The sequence below is a fragment of the Bifidobacterium sp. WCA-178-WT-4B genome (genome assembly GCF_009696495.1).
GTDB lineage: Bacteria > Actinomycetota > Actinomycetes > Actinomycetales > Bifidobacteriaceae > Bifidobacterium > Bifidobacterium infantis.
On sequence record NZ_VULV01000009.1, the window covers coordinates 60,669 to 76,162 of the forward strand.

At 51.1% G+C, this 15,494-nt stretch carries 15 protein-coding genes; all 15 read left to right on the forward strand.

The genetic code is table 11. From position 1 onward, the window contains the following. Positions 1-2: 2 nt before the first annotated feature. The gene (locus FYJ31_RS07570; protein WP_025263208.1) at positions 3-731 is read left to right on the forward strand and encodes a response regulator transcription factor; all 729 of its coding nucleotides are present in this window, start codon (positions 3-5) and stop codon (positions 729-731) included. A 237-nt stretch (positions 732-968) separates the two neighbouring features. Continuing rightward, complete coding sequence (locus FYJ31_RS07575; protein ID WP_025263209.1) at positions 969-1,688, forward strand: ATP-binding cassette domain-containing protein; 720 nt, start codon at positions 969-971, stop codon at positions 1,686-1,688. A 141-nt stretch (positions 1,689-1,829) separates the two neighbouring features. Beyond that, the gene (locus tag FYJ31_RS07580) at positions 1,830-1,958 is read left to right on the forward strand and encodes a putative RiPP precursor (RefSeq protein ID WP_123772240.1); all 129 of its coding nucleotides are present in this window, start codon (positions 1,830-1,832) and stop codon (positions 1,956-1,958) included. A 327-nt stretch (positions 1,959-2,285) separates the two neighbouring features. Beyond that, positions 2,286-3,635 carry an asparagine synthase-related protein gene (locus FYJ31_RS07585; protein WP_442778612.1) on the forward strand — a complete coding sequence of 450 codons (1,350 nt, stop codon included), beginning with the start codon at positions 2,286-2,288 and terminating at the stop codon, positions 3,633-3,635. Further along, positions 3,622-3,894 (forward strand): PqqD family protein, encoded by a 273-nt coding sequence (locus tag FYJ31_RS07590; RefSeq protein ID WP_012576889.1) that lies wholly within the window; start codon positions 3,622-3,624, stop codon positions 3,892-3,894. Before FYJ31_RS07585 ends, FYJ31_RS07590 begins: the two co-directional genes overlap by 14 nt. Before the next feature lie 86 nt (positions 3,895-3,980). Beyond that, positions 3,981-4,319, forward strand: a complete 339-nt coding sequence (locus FYJ31_RS13310) for a lasso peptide biosynthesis B2 protein (RefSeq protein WP_368664759.1) — start codon at positions 3,981-3,983, stop codon at positions 4,317-4,319. After that, positions 4,316-6,094, forward strand: a complete 1,779-nt coding sequence (locus FYJ31_RS07600) for an ABC transporter ATP-binding protein (protein WP_154536400.1) — start codon at positions 4,316-4,318, stop codon at positions 6,092-6,094. Before FYJ31_RS13310 ends, FYJ31_RS07600 begins: the two co-directional genes overlap by 4 nt. 206 nt (positions 6,095-6,300) lie before the next feature. Beyond that, the gene (locus tag FYJ31_RS07605) at positions 6,301-7,017 is read left to right on the forward strand and encodes an ABC transporter ATP-binding protein (protein WP_229773925.1); all 717 of its coding nucleotides are present in this window, start codon (positions 6,301-6,303) and stop codon (positions 7,015-7,017) included. Then, the gene (locus FYJ31_RS07610; RefSeq protein WP_012576885.1) at positions 7,017-8,453 is read left to right on the forward strand and encodes an FtsX-like permease family protein; all 1,437 of its coding nucleotides are present in this window, start codon (positions 7,017-7,019) and stop codon (positions 8,451-8,453) included. Before FYJ31_RS07605 ends, FYJ31_RS07610 begins: the two co-directional genes overlap by 1 nt. A gap of 25 nt (positions 8,454-8,478) precedes the next feature. Further along, the gene (locus FYJ31_RS07615) at positions 8,479-9,840 is read left to right on the forward strand and encodes a sensor histidine kinase (protein ID WP_014484603.1); all 1,362 of its coding nucleotides are present in this window, start codon (positions 8,479-8,481) and stop codon (positions 9,838-9,840) included. Beyond that, positions 9,815-10,558 carry a response regulator transcription factor gene (locus FYJ31_RS07620; protein ID WP_012576883.1) on the forward strand — a complete coding sequence of 248 codons (744 nt, stop codon included), beginning with the start codon at positions 9,815-9,817 and terminating at the stop codon, positions 10,556-10,558. Before FYJ31_RS07615 ends, FYJ31_RS07620 begins: the two co-directional genes overlap by 26 nt. 62 nt (positions 10,559-10,620) lie before the next feature. Continuing rightward, positions 10,621-11,943 carry a class III lanthionine synthetase LanKC N-terminal domain-containing protein gene (locus FYJ31_RS12805; protein ID WP_229773926.1) on the forward strand — a complete coding sequence of 441 codons (1,323 nt, stop codon included), beginning with the start codon at positions 10,621-10,623 and terminating at the stop codon, positions 11,941-11,943. A 49-nt stretch (positions 11,944-11,992) separates the two neighbouring features. Then, positions 11,993-13,279, forward strand: coding sequence for a lanthionine synthetase C family protein (locus FYJ31_RS12810; protein ID WP_229773927.1), 1,287 nt, complete (start codon positions 11,993-11,995; stop codon positions 13,277-13,279). Then, on the forward strand, positions 13,276-13,398 hold the full coding sequence (locus tag FYJ31_RS13050; protein ID WP_256756184.1) for a hypothetical protein: 123 nt from the start codon (positions 13,276-13,278) through the stop codon (positions 13,396-13,398). The genes FYJ31_RS12810 and FYJ31_RS13050 overlap by 4 nt, the downstream gene beginning before the upstream one ends. Positions 13,399-13,471: 73 nt before the next feature. Beyond that, positions 13,472-15,283: a prolyl oligopeptidase family serine peptidase gene (locus FYJ31_RS07630; protein ID WP_154536402.1), complete on the forward strand. Its 1,812-nt coding sequence runs from the start codon at positions 13,472-13,474 to the stop codon at positions 15,281-15,283. Positions 15,284-15,494 lie beyond the last annotated feature (211 nt).

The window sequence follows — 15,494 nt, forward strand, 5'->3', positions numbered from 1 at the left end:
GGATGAAGGATCCAAGAAGCGACGTCATTCGGGTCATGCTGGTCGATGACATGCGTGGAGCCAGAACGGGATTCATGATGATGCTGAACAACGCTCCAGACATCATCGTCAGCTGTCAGGCTGCGGATGGGGCCCAGGCAATCGGGTATCTGCGAGAGTCGCCTCATCAATTGCCCGATGTAATTCTCATGGACGTGCGCATGCCGGTCATGGACGGCATCGAGGCGACAGGCATCATCAAAGAGGAATTCCCCCAAATCAGAATACTGATTCTGACCACTTACGATGAAGACGACTACGCTTTCGACGGTCTGGCGCGAGGAGCTTCGGGTTTCCTGCTTAAGGATGCCACGCCGAGGCAATTACGTGATGCTGTTCATGCCGTATATAACGGCGATGCCATTCTGACCCCGCGTATCACAGGCGAAGTGATTAACCGTGGTGTCAGGACCATATCGGATAACGCCCGTATCAAATTACTTCGGGGGCTGTTCAACAGCCTTTCCAAACGGGAGCATGAGGTAGCGGAGCTCGTCGCGACAGGACTGTCCAATCAGGAAATATCCGAGCGCATGTTCATCGAGACGGCATCGGTACGAAGAACAGTGAGTCGGGTACTGGCCAAAATGCACATGCGAGACCGAGTTCAAATCGTCATAGCTTGGTATCAAGCAGGCCTGGATCAGATGACAAACGAAAGCGCCACTAGGTTTTCCACTGGCAATGAATGAAACGTTTCGCTCACTTCTATCGTGGTGTTTGTCATCTTCAGATGACAAACACCACGATTCTGTTCTTGGGAAAACAATTAATCCTGCTTAACTGAATATATATGTCACTCAGGCATGTGAGGCACAACCTATCATGTCACTTCTACCATCCCCTATTCGAGATTGCACTTCATAAATGCACTTAGGGGGGGGGGACTTCGATTTTTGCGGCTTGGGTGAGGCAAGGAAAGGAAATCAATGTACAAGCTGCCGAATCCCGCTGCCCCTATTCTCGCTTTGGAGAACGTTTCCCTTAGCCATGCTGGCCGCGAACTACGAGGCGTCTCTTTTGCCGCTTATGCCGGTCGCGTCACAGCTCTGATAGGCCCCATAAACGCCGGGAAAACAAGCATCCTGCGTATACTGCTCAATCTTGAAACGCCAAGTTCAGGGCAGATCCTCATCTGTGGAAAGCCCTATATCCGGCTTGACGATCCAAAGACTGCAGTGGCTGCTGTGCCCACCACGATTCCTCATTCCTCTTACTGTTCGGCAGGAACCTATCTACGATGGAAAGCCCTCTGGTCCGGTGCGCCGGATACTCATTTGAACCATGTCGTTCAGATGACCGGATTACAAAGCGTTCTTTCATGCAAGCTCAAAGCTCTCACAGTGATCGATACTGTAAAAATCAGGTTCGCAGTAGCACTACTGAGTAACCCGAAGGCCCTGATAATGGACGAGCCATTCCAAGGCCTTGACCAGCGCAGCACGGCATGGGTGCAAGAGCAGATACGGAAACAGGCAAACCGTGGCGTAGCGATGCTGATTTCATCCGAGCCGGACGAGCGAGTGGAATCAATCGCCGATGATGTAGTGATTCTAAATAGGGGCATGGTGACGCGAGAAGGTTCTCTCGGTCAACTTCGAAATAACCACGATACGTTGAGACAGTTTTTTCCGTCTCTACACGACTAACTCACTTTTGAGAGCTGGGTGTTTGTCATCTGACGATGACAAACACCCAGCTCTTCCTTGGATATGCACTCTATGACGGATTAACTGGAATTGCATGTGCCCACATGCAGTCCAACCTATCAATGAACTAGGGAGTTGATCATGAAGCAGTATATAGCCCCTACGGTGGAGACCATCGCTTCGTTCCGCGAAGCCACCAATGGCTTATGGTTCGGTAAGTATGTCGATATCGGCGGAGCCAAGGCACCGTTCCCTTGGGGATCGAACTAATCGGACTGGACATCAATTTCACGCCACGTATAAGGAGCGCTCGATATGCAGGCGCGGCTCCAATCAAATGGCATGATGAGCCGTCAGGAAAGAGCATTGCCGCTTATGCATGAGCATTCGGAACAGATCGCAGCCAACCGTCATAGGAAGTCCCAAAATGAATGGTGCGACAATGGCGCGACTACCGCGAAGACAATTGTCAATATACCTATGCTGAGCGGCAATCGTCTGTTTTGGACTGATGACGGAAACAAACCTGTCATATCGGATAGCGCGCTCCGGCTCGTTCAATCGAAAAAACGATCCTTGAACTGGGAACGCATAGCAATGGAGCTGGTACCCTCCCTCCCCAACAGCCTTCAAGGAGATGCTTCCTTCTGGAAGGGGATACATTCCGTGCCGGTGTCAACGACACTGCACATCGATGGGTGTCAACAACCTCGATACACATCATCAAATCCGCTGCAGAACATTCATAATTCGGAACAAGAGCTCGTGTCAGCACTAAAAGCACGATTTACGGTGCTGGCGAATCACTGGTCGCGCGAGGCGCCGATATCAGTCGATGTGTCGGGCGGAACGGATTCTGCCGCCACCGCATACGTGTTCAGTCGCACCGAAGCACACATGGCTCTATACCATGAGATGCCTGATGACCCGGACAATCACGATGCCGAATGGGCAGTCGGGATCGCCACAGACATTCGACTATCACTTACCAATCTCGGCATGGTCGCCGACGGCAATAAATCATTCACGGTCTGTGATGAATACCCCAATGGCATGAAGCCTGAAGAACCAATCTATTGGAGTGACATCGAGGGTTATTTCAGCCGTATAGCCGAACTGGGCGACGGTACTCCCCATATTCATGTCACAGGTTTCGGAGGAGATGAATTATTCGCGTCGCTGCCGGCCTCCGCATGGAGCTGTCTGCGTGAGCATCCCACTCGCATATGGGACACAGCGAAACGATATAGTGCGGATTACCGCATGTCGATGTGTCAAGCAATACATGACTTAATTGATGATACTAGTCTCGGCGATGAGCTGAGTTCATCGTTCCGAATCGCCGAATGTAGATCGACACGTCGCATCATGCCCTGTGGATGGCACGATGCCATCCACATTCCCGATTTCTTGACCAGCAAGGCGCGAGAACTCCTACACAGCACGGTCATATATCAATTGGAACATGAGGACATCCAGCCATTGAATCCCGACCGAAGCCGTCATCAGGCCCTTTACTCTCTCGCGATACAAGCACGGATGCTCAATGAGGCCAGCCGGATGTTTGCGCCAGAAATCATAACGTTCCGTTCTCCTTNCCTCGATCAAGTAATGGTGGACTGTGCTCTCAATACCCCGATTAGTGCGCGCAATCAGAAAGGACTGCATAAGGCGGTACTCTACCAAGCACTGAAGGGTATTGCACCCGAAGCAATATTCCGCCGATCCACCAAAGGCGATCATTCATATTCGCTGTATTTGGCGTGGCATCGTTCGAAGGATAAGCTTCTCACCTCACCCATCGGAGGAATACTGGATGAGGAAGGACTTATCGATGTACCTGCGATAAGACGCTCCGCCTCGATGCCAATGCCCGACATCACATTCCTGTTTGAAATGCAACGAGTAGCAGCAGTGGAAAGGTGGCTGAGACATGCAAGCCGATGACACACAGACAAGCATCAGTCTGAGGAATCAGATATCCCTGTATCCCAAGGAGGGCGGGGCAATCGTCTTCGTCAACGACACCGGCGAATACCTGCAGGTCAACGAAATAGGCCGGATTATCCTTGACGGTCTGATGTGCGGCAAAACCATCGAGGATTGCACGAATAAAATCGCCGAAGAATATCAGGCCGACGGACAAATCATCGCCCGGGACGCGGATCGTTTCCTCGCCGATATGGGGAAGCACGTGCGTCTATGAGCATCCCTTTACAGCCGGAAGCGGTCACACACGTCAACTTTCATGACCGCCTGATAGCACTGATTGCCATCATCATCGGAAGACGGATGGAACGACAACAAATCGGAGAGTTCTGCCGCCGGCTTGAAACGTGGTCCGAACGATATCCGCCGGCCGACACCAGCACGGCGGAGCGTTACCGCAATGCCGTATGCGTGGTAAGCCGCAAATGCCGCAGTCAGCAAGGTTGTCTGCTTCGGTCGCTCTCCACAGCGGCGGCATGCCGCATCTCTCACCGATCCGTCACATGGTGCACCGGATTCACCGATCGTCCCTTCCGCGCACACGCTTGGGTAGAAGCCAACGGTATACCCATCGGCGAACCTGATGCCGTCAAACAATACACCATTACTAGAGCCAGTTCCGAACGGAAAGATACGCAATGACCGTCAACGACCAGGACGACACCATGCACATGAAACATGTCTCCATGTACAATCTGATTTCTCCCCTCCGAAAATACCGAGGACGGCTGGCACTCATCCTATGCCTTGGAGCCATAGGAGCCTCTATGACGCTGCTCCTGCCTAAGTACATGACCAACTTCTTCCAGAACGGTGTATTCCAGGTTCCCCAGTGGCCCGTCATTGCCGGAATGCTGTTACTCGTCATCGCCTCAGGAGCTATATCAGCCCTACAGAACTACCAACTGCAGAGTACAGGAGAGGATATCGTAAGGGATGCTCGTCTCGCACTAAGCAAACACCTGCTACGTCTGCCCATACGCGAATACGATCAACGTGACTCCGGCGACCTGCTCAGCCGTGTCAGCAACGACACCTCACAACTGCGTAATGCATTCATGCAGTGCACATCAGCCCTTGCATCAGGCTTCATCACCGTCATCGGTTCCGCTGTGTTTATGGCAATGCTTGACCCAATCCTATTCGGCACAGCGATCACCCTGCTTCTCACCGTATTCACGCTCATGCTGCTGTCCGCTAAATTCATTGAACGAGCAAGCTATGACAGCCAATACACGCTCGGCGACCTTACTTCCATACTCAATCGTGATCTCGCCGGTATCCGCACCATACGCGCTTCAAACGGCTTCGAGAACGAGAATAAGGTCATTGCCGCCTTGATCAACCGTGTCCGCCTGTCCGGACTCAAGATCGCCAGAATCCAGTCGGTCATCAATCCACTGGCCACGATAGCCCTGCAGCTCGCGGCTATCATCGTGTTCGGTCTGGGATTATGGCGCGTAACCACAGGGCTGCTATCCGTCGAAAAACTTACCCAGTTCATCATGTTGCTGTTCATCAGCATCTCACCGCTCAGCCAGATTATTTACGCAGGCTCACAAATCGGCAATTCAATGGCCGCGATGAACCGTATACGGGAAATATTGGATATTCCCGAAGAAAAGGACCATGACACCGTCGTCACAACAATCAATGAACATATGCCGCTGGTACACAGCAGCCCATGTCCTCCGGCAGTGGAATTCCAACACGTCTACTTCTCATATGGCTCCAAACCAATTTTGCGCGACCTGAACCTCTCCATATCCCAGGGAAGCGTTACAGCACTCGTCGGGCCCTCAGGCGCAGGGAAAAGCACGATCCTGCAACTTATCGAACGTTTCTATGATCCCTCCAGCGGAAACATCAATGTACTCGGTAACGACATAACAACTTGTGATCGAGACGATTTACGCAGCCATATTGCATACGTAGAACAGGATTCACCAGCACTGTCCGGTAGCCTACGCGAGAATCTACTTCTCGGATCAACCTATCGCAGCGACGATGAATGCCGACAAGTACTAGAGTCCGTGAACCTCTCCCATCTACTAGACCGATCCGACAAAGGTCTCGATATGCAGGTAGGAGAAAACGGAATCATGCTATCAGGCGGAGAACGCCAAAGACTCGCCATAGCCCGCGCCCTTCTTTCCACGGCAAAAATCATCCTGCTCGACGAAGCCACCGCAAACCTGGACGCTGATAACGAACAGCTTGTTACCCAACTACTGGAACAAGCCGAAGACCGCACTTTCATTATCGTCACCCACCAACTCACTACCGTGCGCAATGCCGAAATGATATATGTCCTGAGTAATGGCCATGTCATTGGAGAAGGGAAACACGACCACCTTCTCAAAACCGTTCCCTTGTACTACATGCTTGCCAAAAACAGCAGCTTGCGCCGTCCTTAAAAACAATAAAAAGAGACATTCTCTATAGGTGCCATCATCTTTGGCATTATTTTCCCCTATTGAGGGTGTCATCTCTAGATGACATTTTCGCACGTCTTCTTGCTGCTCATTGTCTCTTCGATGGATAGTGGGGGTATCGAAGTCCAATACGCAGGTGAGGAAGGTGGATAATGGTTCGACATTTGAGGGGAACGGGGAGCGATGCAATGGCGTCGGCTCCGGTCGCGGCCGCGGGGCTGTCGAAGAGTTTCGAGCTGCGTAGGGGTGAGACGGTGCCGGTGCTGAGGCATGTGGATTTCACAGCCGGTTGGGGTCAGATGACGGGGATCGTGGGACCGTCTGGTTCAGGCAAGTCCACGCTCATGTATTGTCTGGCGGGGTTGGAGTCCGTCTCCAATGGCTCTGTACGGGTGCTGGGACAGGAGGTGACCCGTATGAGCCGTGCCCAGTCGGCGCGGTTCCGGCGTGATCATCTGGGGTTTGTGTTCCAGTCGTATAATCTGGTGCCTTCGATGAGCGTGGAGGACAACCTCAGGCTTCCGTTCACGCTGCGCGGTGCGAAATATCCGTGGGATCGCGCGGCCGGGCTGCTTGACCGTCTGGGGATTCTCGGGTTGCGCAGGCAAAACGTGACGTTGCTGTCGGGCGGGGAGCAGCAGCGTGTGGCGTTGGCCCGTGTGCTCGTCGCCGATCCCGAGATCGTGTTCGCCGACGAGCCGACCGGCGCGTTGGACACCGAGTCCGGCGGGCGTGTGGTCGATGAGCTGCGCGCGTTCGCGGATCGTCCTGGTCATGCGGTGGTCATGGTCACGCACAGTCCCGAGGTCGCGGTCCGCTGCGATCGCGTCGCGCGGATGCGTGACGGTGTGTTGGCCGAGGTCGGTTCCGATTCGTCCGGTCTTGATAGGCGGGAGGCGATTTGATGCGTGGCCTGTTGCGTGATTTCAGGGATGCGCCTGTCGTGTGGGGCGCGGTATTGCTGCTGCTGGCAGTGGTGCAGTGCGTGTCGGGCATGGTGATGGTCATGTTGTCGAACGCGAGGATGGCCATGGCGGTTCCGGGGTTGCATGGCAGGGCGGTGATGTTCTCGATGGAGCTGAGCGGCCCTCCTCTGGTGCCGATGATCGTCGTGGGCATGCTCATGGTGCTTTTGGTGGTCTCCTCGGCCATCCGTCAGCGCCGCCGCGCCCTCGCCTTGATCGCATTGCAGGGTGCCACGCCCGGACAGTTGACGTCGCGCGTCTGCGCGCAGGTGCTGCTGTTGGATGTCGCCGCCACGCTCGTCTCGCTTATCGTCTCGCCGGCGCTGGCACGGGGGCTCTATCCGTTCGCGACCCGGCAGTTGGAGGCGAACGGGTTGCCGTTTCTGCCGCAGGATGTGACGGGCATGCTGCGGGCGTGGAGTTGCGGTATCGTCTTCGGATTCGCGATGGCCTTGGTCGGCTCGCTGTTGACGGTGCGCGTGGTCGGCGGCATATCGCCGGTCGAGGCGTTGCGCGAGGCGGCGAACCCTCCGAAAACGGTCGGTGTTCCCCGTCTTGTTCTTGCCTGGATCATGTTCGCCGGGGCGTTGGTCTCGCTGGCGGTCGGTCTGCTGAACGTGCGGAAGACATCGATGGCGCGGATGTCGGTGCAGGTCACGTTTTCGTCCATGTCGCCGCTGGCGTACGGCAACATGATCGCGATGCTGCTGTTCACCGTGTCCGTCTGCCTTGCCGGTCCGGCCGTGCTGTCGGCGACGGTGCGCATGTGGACGGCGGTGGTGCGTCTTCCCTGGCCGGCGTGGCGCATCGCATGCCAGCAGGCTCGGGCCAGGGTGTGCGCGTCCTCGTCCACCATCATTCCCTTGGCCGCCGGATTGACGCTGCTCATGTCATATGAGTCGCTCACCTCGACCATCACCGCGTGGACGCGGCTGCTTCCCGCGGGGACGCCGACGGTGGAGGTGCCCGGTTTCGCCCGTATCCTGGCATTGATCGGCACATCGCTGGTCCTGGTGCTGGCGGCGGTGTGCTCGGGCTATCTGATCGCCCAGCGTGGACGGGAGCTTGACCTCGCGCTAGTAGCCGTCAGCGGTGGAACCCAAGGCCAGCTCAACGCCATCGCCGCCTTGGATGGGCTTATGATTGTCGTCACCTCGTCCCTGATCGCGTTCGTTCCCAGTCTGCTCGTATCCGTCTCGTTCTCCATCGGCATCTGGTTGTCGTTTGACGTGCTGGTATTCGGCATGCCGTGGCTCCTGTGGCTCGTGGTCGTGCTCTTGCTTGCCGCCATGGCGATGCTTGGTTCGTGGCTCACCGCGCAACGTGGCATTCGCACATCGCCGACGGTCGTCATCGCTCGTGCGGCAGGAGAATAAGCACCAAGCGGATATGCATGCGAGTATGTCTGATTGTGAGTCGAGGATATGGGATACGGGCGATGCTCCGCTGGGATTGAGGAAACCGGGCGGCCTGCCGGTCTATGGATTGCCGGTCGTGGCCACGCTGTTCATGCTGCGCATGCTATGGGTCACCAGGCGTGATGCCGTCCCGTCGTATCACTCGTATTGGGCCACGCACACGCCAAGCGTGTTTATGCTGATGCTGGCCGCCGTTTTTGCCGGCGGCGTCGCGCTGGCATGGCGGTACGTGAGACCCGAATGGGTGATGGGCGGAGAGCTTGCTCTGGCGTTGCTGCTGGATCTCGCCGGCGTGGGTGAATGGGCTCCGATCATGCCGATGATTGCCTATTGGGCGTTGATCATGACCGTCTCCAGTGATTTGCGGATCCTGTGCTTCGGACTTGCCTCCTGCATGGTGCTGGGCAGTCAGGCGTTCGCCGGAGACGGCTGGCGGCAGGCCGGATGGTCGATCTGGCTTGACATACTGCCCGCCATGCTTCCGATAGTGGTCATCGGCGTGCTGGGTTATGCGGTCCGCAACCGGCGCCTATCCTCCCTGGCGCTCCAACGCGAACGCGACGAGCGTCTGCGCGCGGACTTGCTCGCCCAACAGCGGGATGCGGCCGTTCGGCGCGGCAGCATCGTCGGCGAGATGCACGACAGCGTCGGCCACGATCTGACCAGCATCATCGCATTGGCCCAAGGACTGGCCGAACAGGTGGAAGGACAAGATGTGGATCCAGAGGTCGCACAGGCCATCGACGCGATCCGCGACATCGCCAAAAGCGGCCTGCAGGACACCCGGCACGCCCTGCGGGCCTTGACCGCCACCGATGCGAACCTGCCCGGTATTCCGCCGACCACAGGCGGTACGCAGTCGCACGAGATGAATGACACCGCGATCGAAGAGTCGGCGCAGCGATACATGTGGGATGACATCCGACCGGTGCTCGCACACGTACGGGCTTCCGGCGTGATCGCCACATTCACCGAGACCGGCCGACGCAGCGAGGACCCCGACCAGGCGGATCTGTGCTTCCGGGTGACCCGTGAGGCCGTCACCAACGCGGTGCGCCATGCGCCCGGCCTCGCGCATCTGAACGTCACATGGGATCACGCGGCGGATGGGAGCCTGATCGCGACCATCACCAACGACGGATCAACGAACCTCCCCAAGCCTTCCGATGGTGCCATCGGCACCGGTCTGGCGCGAATCGCGGACGCCATCGCCCGAACCGAAGGGTTCCTCTGCTACGGGCCGGACAGGGCGGAAACCGGTGTCTGGCGGGTGACCGCGATGCTGACGTCCGTCCGACAAGAGAAAGGCGTGACGTGGGATGACGAACATCATGCTGGTCGATGACCTGCAATACGCGAGGCTCGGCTACAAACTCATGCTTGGCAAGGCGAGTGACATCGCGATCGTCGCTCAGGCGGGCGATGGCCGACAGGCTATCGCTGAAATCGAGCGACTGGAATCGGCAGGAGGCCCGCTGCCGGACGTGGTGCTCATGGACGTGCGCATGCCCGTGATGGACGGCATCACCGCCACCCGTGAAATCACCCGCCGATGGCCCGCCATTCACGTGCTGATCCTCACCACGTACGACGAGGACGACTACGCATACGGTGGACTGGATGCGGGAGCCAGCGGATTCCTGCTCAAAGACGCCAGTGCTGCAGCCGTCAAGGATGCGATTCATGCGGTGGCGAACGGAGACGCCGTGGTCACGCCACGCATCACCCGGCAGATTCTCGAACACGGCATGCCCAGACCCACAGCAGGCCGCGAACAACAGAAGCTGCGGGATTCGTTCGCAGCCCTGCCGCCGCGCCAACGCGAGATATGCACACTGATCGCGGAAGGCATGACCAACGAGGAAATCGCCCGCAAACTGGTACTGGAGCCCGCGACGATACGACGAACCATCAGTCGAATCCTCTTCACCTTGCAACTGCATGACCGCACGCAAATCGCCGTCAGCTGGCTCAAGTCCCACGCATCACAGCAAGCAATGTCAATGGTAAGAACACGAAGATATGTGTCATCTTCAGCTGACAATCCGCTCCAAACACATTGAAATCAATAAGTAAGGATACAACAATGAAAAATTATTAAAGCATACAAGAAAAAAGGAAAAATATGATTGGTGAAGAAGATTACCTCGAATCAATTACGAAACAATCTCCATTTTTTGTAGATCACGCTTCTATGCTTCCATCCATGAAGCGTGACCATTGGATTGCGGAATCTCTTATTCCCGATACTTGGTATGTAACAAGAAGAGAACCGTGGACGTATGTAAGCTCTCCGAATGGAAAAATGCGAGTCAACGGATGGAAGATTCATTTAAGCGCAACAAAAGAGAACGCAGAAAAGATTCTTGCAGAAGTAATACAAATTTGCTGTAAATATAATACAACATTCAAATTTCAAAGTTCACATAGAGATTTTCTCAACTGCAACGGGAAGGCAGCAAATCGTTCAGGTAGTGGGAAATTCATCACCATATATCCATCAACAAATGATGAACTTGAAAAAATAGTCGGTGATTTATATCCCCTCATCAAAGATGAAAAAGGCCCTTATATTCTTAGTGACATTAGATACAAGCAAAGTCCAATCTTCTTTCGATACGGAGGATTCATTGACCTGCGTCGCGAGGATGAAAATAACGATTATATTTCTATGATCCCAGACCAATCTGGAATACTGGTCGCCGATAAGAGGCTTCCACATTTTATACATCCAGCAGAGGGAATCGACAAGCCAAAGTGTGTAGAAATATCTCTGAATGAATATATGAAAAATATTCCCACCGATTTAGATAACTATGAGATTAAAGCTGTACATTTCTCGAATTCCGGTGGGGTATATCGTGCAACCAATAAAAAGAATGAGATTGCCCTTTTAAAGGAAGCGAGACCATATGCCGGTCTAGACGCACGCCAACGCGATGCCATTGAGAGACTATCCATAGAATGGAAGATGCTCAATCTTCTTAAAAATACCGGCATTGCACCAAAACCATATCGAAGGTTTAACGCTTGGGAACATGGCTACATTGAAATGGAATGGCTTAATGAAATCACACTGAACCATTGGTTGTCGGAAAACTATCCCTATCAATGTGAGAATGATCATACTAATCAGTTGATGCAATATAGAAGTGATATCAATACAATCGCAACATCGATTATCAATGCTGTAAAAATTATTCATCGCACAGGCTATGTTCACGGGGATATTCATTTAGGAAACATAATGATTAATCCTAAAACAATGTCTATACACTTTATAGATTTTGAGGATGGACGCACCTTGGACTCCAAGGAAATATCAGCACATAATGCTATGGGATTCCATCCCCCCATTGGGTTGCTCCGCTCAAGAAGCAGATTGGTTTGCTGTTTCAAGGGTACTCGCATGTCTATGCTATGCAAATACCTCGATTTGCATGCTTAGCCCAGATCATTGGATCAGAGTTAAGAATAATATTTCGAAAAAATTTGGCATGGAATATATAAATCTGTTAAAGGATGTTGAATCACGTTGCCCATGTGCATCTGGAGTTTCAGATGTTCCATTAACTCCAGATGCACATCTTACACAGTTTACACCACGTTTTTCCTTTAATCTGTTATCACACCCTGATTCCTTGTCATTAGTTAAAACTGAAATTATTAATGGCATTTTTCATACCCGTCATAAATTGCCAGGAAAACTATATCCTGGTGATGTAACACGGGGCTCCATTTGGGGTGCAAGTAACGTAAGCTCCGGCGCGGCGGGAATCCTAATGAGCCTGCATAGGGCCAACTCAATTATCAATTCGGATGACGTCCAATGGATGAAAGACATGATCCACGGTTTCGCGCAAAGCAATCAATCGGACTTTGGATTATATACAGGGCTATCCGGCATAGGATTAGTCGCTTTTGAGTTGGGAGAATTAGAAACTGCTCACGAACTATTATTTAGCACATATGAACATTGGAAAGAGACACGAAATCTTGACCTTAATGGCGGACTAGCCGGTCAAGGATTAGCCCTGATATCATACGGAATGGCTACAGACGATAAGAGGTATTTCCATGAGGCTATTGCACTTGGACATCGTATAGCGCAATGGATGGAATCCAATCAAATCGCAAGCATAAAACAAGGTGGCCTCCTGCATGGATGGAGTGGTATCGCACTGTTTTGGTTAGCTCTAAGTCGTATTGACATCGAACATAACCCAGCTTATATTCGGCGTGCGCTTAATTGCATATGCAGAGATTTAGACAATACCGTTATTGAGCCAAATGGAATGCGAGGAATTAAGGATAAGCACAATAGGTCTCTTCCTTACCTTGCAGATGGTTCTGCCGGCCTAATAGTGGCAATTTCCATTGCACGAATTGCACTACATGATGATTCTCTTTTCCATAAAGAATGGGACTCACTCATTGCGGCATGTTCATCATCTCAATATGCTTTTTCCGGACTAAACAATGGGATTGCTGGGATATTAGTTGCAAACCATTTTGCCTCAACATGGTCACCGCAAACAACACAAACAAATAATAGACTTTTAGATGAATTAAACGACTATAGTTTGTCTTGGGAAAATACGCTACAATTCCCGGGAGATTCATACTTGCGCCTCTCAAGCGATTATTCAACCGGATCAGCAGGGATACTAACAGCATTAAATGTCCTTACCCATAATCTTTGGGATTTATTCCCGCTCCCAAATGCAAAAGATTTGTTCTGCGGAAGGTCCGCGGAACAAAATAGTAGAAAGGAACAACAATGAATAAAATCATCGACATGCAGTCGATCGAGGAAGTGAATGACGACGCGGTGCATGACAGTGGCTACAGCTACTCGTTCTGCTTCGGTCGCCCGAGCAGCACCAGCGGTTTCTTCTGCTGATTCATAAAGGTTAAAAATGAGGGGGTGACTCGTTAGGGTCACCCCCTCATTTACACCAATAGGAGCGCTTGAAATGTTTAAAGCAATAGGACGAATCAAGGGATATTTATACTTTTGGTTAAATGACGGAAATGATGTCTGGTGTTGTCGTTCAGGAAAGAAAGCGTCCGAAAGCGATATTTTTCCTTCCCGTGATTCCAACATAGCGTTTAAATGGACTAAATGCTTTAAAATCAATAAGAATGATTATAAGTCTCTTCAGTCAATTGAAATAGATAACAAATCAAAATATGCGGCAATAATAGTGCAAGATCGAAAATATCCCTACTCAAATCTGAGGATCATAAATATGCGGACAGGTATTGATTTCATTAAACTCAATTACATAGGAAAGGGAAGTATAATTTCATCTGATAATTCATGCATATACTATGCAAAAACAGATGAATCATCTGGGGCGATTTCGGAAATACGCAAACAGTCACTTACTTCGATTAAAGAAAACCGTTGTGTTGCCTCATTTGACAGCACGGCTTGGCCTACTGTTCACGCGACGGACGACAGAAAATATTTACTTGTATATCATGGTTCTCAGGTTACAATCATAAGACTCGCATCAAACAACGCAGCTGAAAAAGTTATTGATGCATGCAATGGAATAGGATCAGTCCATAAAATCATGCATAAAACAATTGAATCTCGCGAGTTTTTCTTTGGATACTTTGTTGACAAATTCAATAATTGGTTTTTGATAATTATAAACGGGGAAGATAATATTAAAAAGACTGATACTTGGCTACGAAAGCAAATTAAGGTCGATGAAATCGAGGATCTTTTTTTGCTTGAAAACAAAATTGTACTTCAGGTTAAATTTGATCAAAAAATACAAATACGATTTCTGGATATTAAAGCATTAGTTTTTAACCATAATCAGGAATGGAAAAATATCACCATACAAATGAAAAAGCATATGAGTTTATTAAAGTTTGTCCGACCGATTGAAGTCAACAAACAATCCGTTCCTTACAGCATAGAATGTCCGGCTTGCAGACCCTCAATACATTATCTCAATTTCTCAAAAGAAGAATCATCTATAGACTACTCATCATCAGGCAACTTAAATCATGTAACTCAACAATATAACATCCTAAGTAGAGATGGAGAGACAGAGATACCTGTAACAATCATTTCACCAATTAGAAATCCACAAAACAAGATAGTTCTAGCTGTTTATGGATCATATGGAATCAAGTTTAATTACAACTATAGCCCTCTGATTCAATCCTTAATTGATAATGGAATATATTTTGCTTATGCTCATGTCAGAGGCGGAGGGGAGAAGGGAGAGAAATGGCATCAAGCTGGTATGGGAATCAATAAAATTAATTCGATTCATGATTATTTAGACGTTGCAAATGGAATTAACCGATTAGTACATAGAACAAAATGCAAAGTTATTGGGATGGGAGCAAGCGCGGGCGGATTTGTTGTCGCCTCCGCTCTAAATGAGAATCCATTGAGCTTTGCTGGTATTTATATATCTGCTCCGTTCATCTCGCCACTGACGGCTATCAAAGATGTAAAAAACCCACGTTGGAGAATGGATATGTTGGAATTTGGGAATCCGGATAACAAACGTGATGTGCAGATTTTACGACATTTATCTCCCTTAGAAAATATTAAGGGTAAACATTATCCCCCCGCCCTTGTTGCCTTAAATGAGTTTGATGTTAATGTTAACAACTATCAAATTCGAGAATATATTGACAAATTGAGGAAAACTGGAGCAAGCGTCGATTTATTGCTAAGAATAGGGGCATCCCATTCCGTTTTCAAGGCTTCAAATCACGAAAACGATGAAATTAGGTGGATTAAACGTATTTAGTATATATATCATATACCTGTAATAAATAACCGCCAACGAGCCGTTCGGATTCATCGACCGCATCGGCGTCACCATGTACGCCGGCTACGTCACCTGCCTGTGCCGCCACCTCGAAAGCTCGGGTAAACAGCCGATGATGCGGGACGCCCCCCCCCAAAAAAAAACCGGATATTCTCGACAGGCTTCCCGAAACCGTTACTCTGCTCGACTG

What these genes read in the sequence shown, in the direction of transcription:
- FYJ31_RS07570 (WP_025263208.1), top strand. Translation starts at nt 3, where the DNA reads ATGAAGGATCCAAGAAGCGACGTCATTCGGGTCATGCTGGTCGATGAC.
- FYJ31_RS07575 (WP_025263209.1), top strand. Translation starts at nt 969, where the DNA reads ATGTACAAGCTGCCGAATCCCGCTGCCCCTATTCTCGCTTTGGAGAAC.
- FYJ31_RS07580 (WP_123772240.1), top strand. Translation starts at nt 1,830, where the DNA reads ATGAAGCAGTATATAGCCCCTACGGTGGAGACCATCGCTTCGTTCCGC.
- FYJ31_RS07590 (WP_012576889.1), top strand. Translation starts at nt 3,622, where the DNA reads ATGCAAGCCGATGACACACAGACAAGCATCAGTCTGAGGAATCAGATA.
- FYJ31_RS13310 (WP_368664759.1), top strand. Translation starts at nt 3,981, where the DNA reads ATGGAACGACAACAAATCGGAGAGTTCTGCCGCCGGCTTGAAACGTGG.
- FYJ31_RS07600 (WP_154536400.1), top strand. Translation starts at nt 4,316, where the DNA reads ATGACCGTCAACGACCAGGACGACACCATGCACATGAAACATGTCTCC.
- FYJ31_RS07605 (WP_229773925.1), top strand. Translation starts at nt 6,301, where the DNA reads ATGGCGTCGGCTCCGGTCGCGGCCGCGGGGCTGTCGAAGAGTTTCGAG.
- FYJ31_RS07610 (WP_012576885.1), top strand. Translation starts at nt 7,017, where the DNA reads ATGCGTGGCCTGTTGCGTGATTTCAGGGATGCGCCTGTCGTGTGGGGC.
- FYJ31_RS07615 (WP_014484603.1), top strand. Translation starts at nt 8,479, where the DNA reads ATGTCTGATTGTGAGTCGAGGATATGGGATACGGGCGATGCTCCGCTG.
- FYJ31_RS07620 (WP_012576883.1), top strand. Translation starts at nt 9,815, where the DNA reads ATGACGAACATCATGCTGGTCGATGACCTGCAATACGCGAGGCTCGGC.
- FYJ31_RS12805 (WP_229773926.1), top strand. Translation starts at nt 10,621, where the DNA reads ATGATTGGTGAAGAAGATTACCTCGAATCAATTACGAAACAATCTCCA.
- FYJ31_RS12810 (WP_229773927.1), top strand. Translation starts at nt 11,993, where the DNA reads ATGGAATATATAAATCTGTTAAAGGATGTTGAATCACGTTGCCCATGT.
- FYJ31_RS13050 (WP_256756184.1), top strand. Translation starts at nt 13,276, where the DNA reads ATGAATAAAATCATCGACATGCAGTCGATCGAGGAAGTGAATGACGAC.
- FYJ31_RS07630 (WP_154536402.1), top strand. Translation starts at nt 13,472, where the DNA reads ATGTTTAAAGCAATAGGACGAATCAAGGGATATTTATACTTTTGGTTA.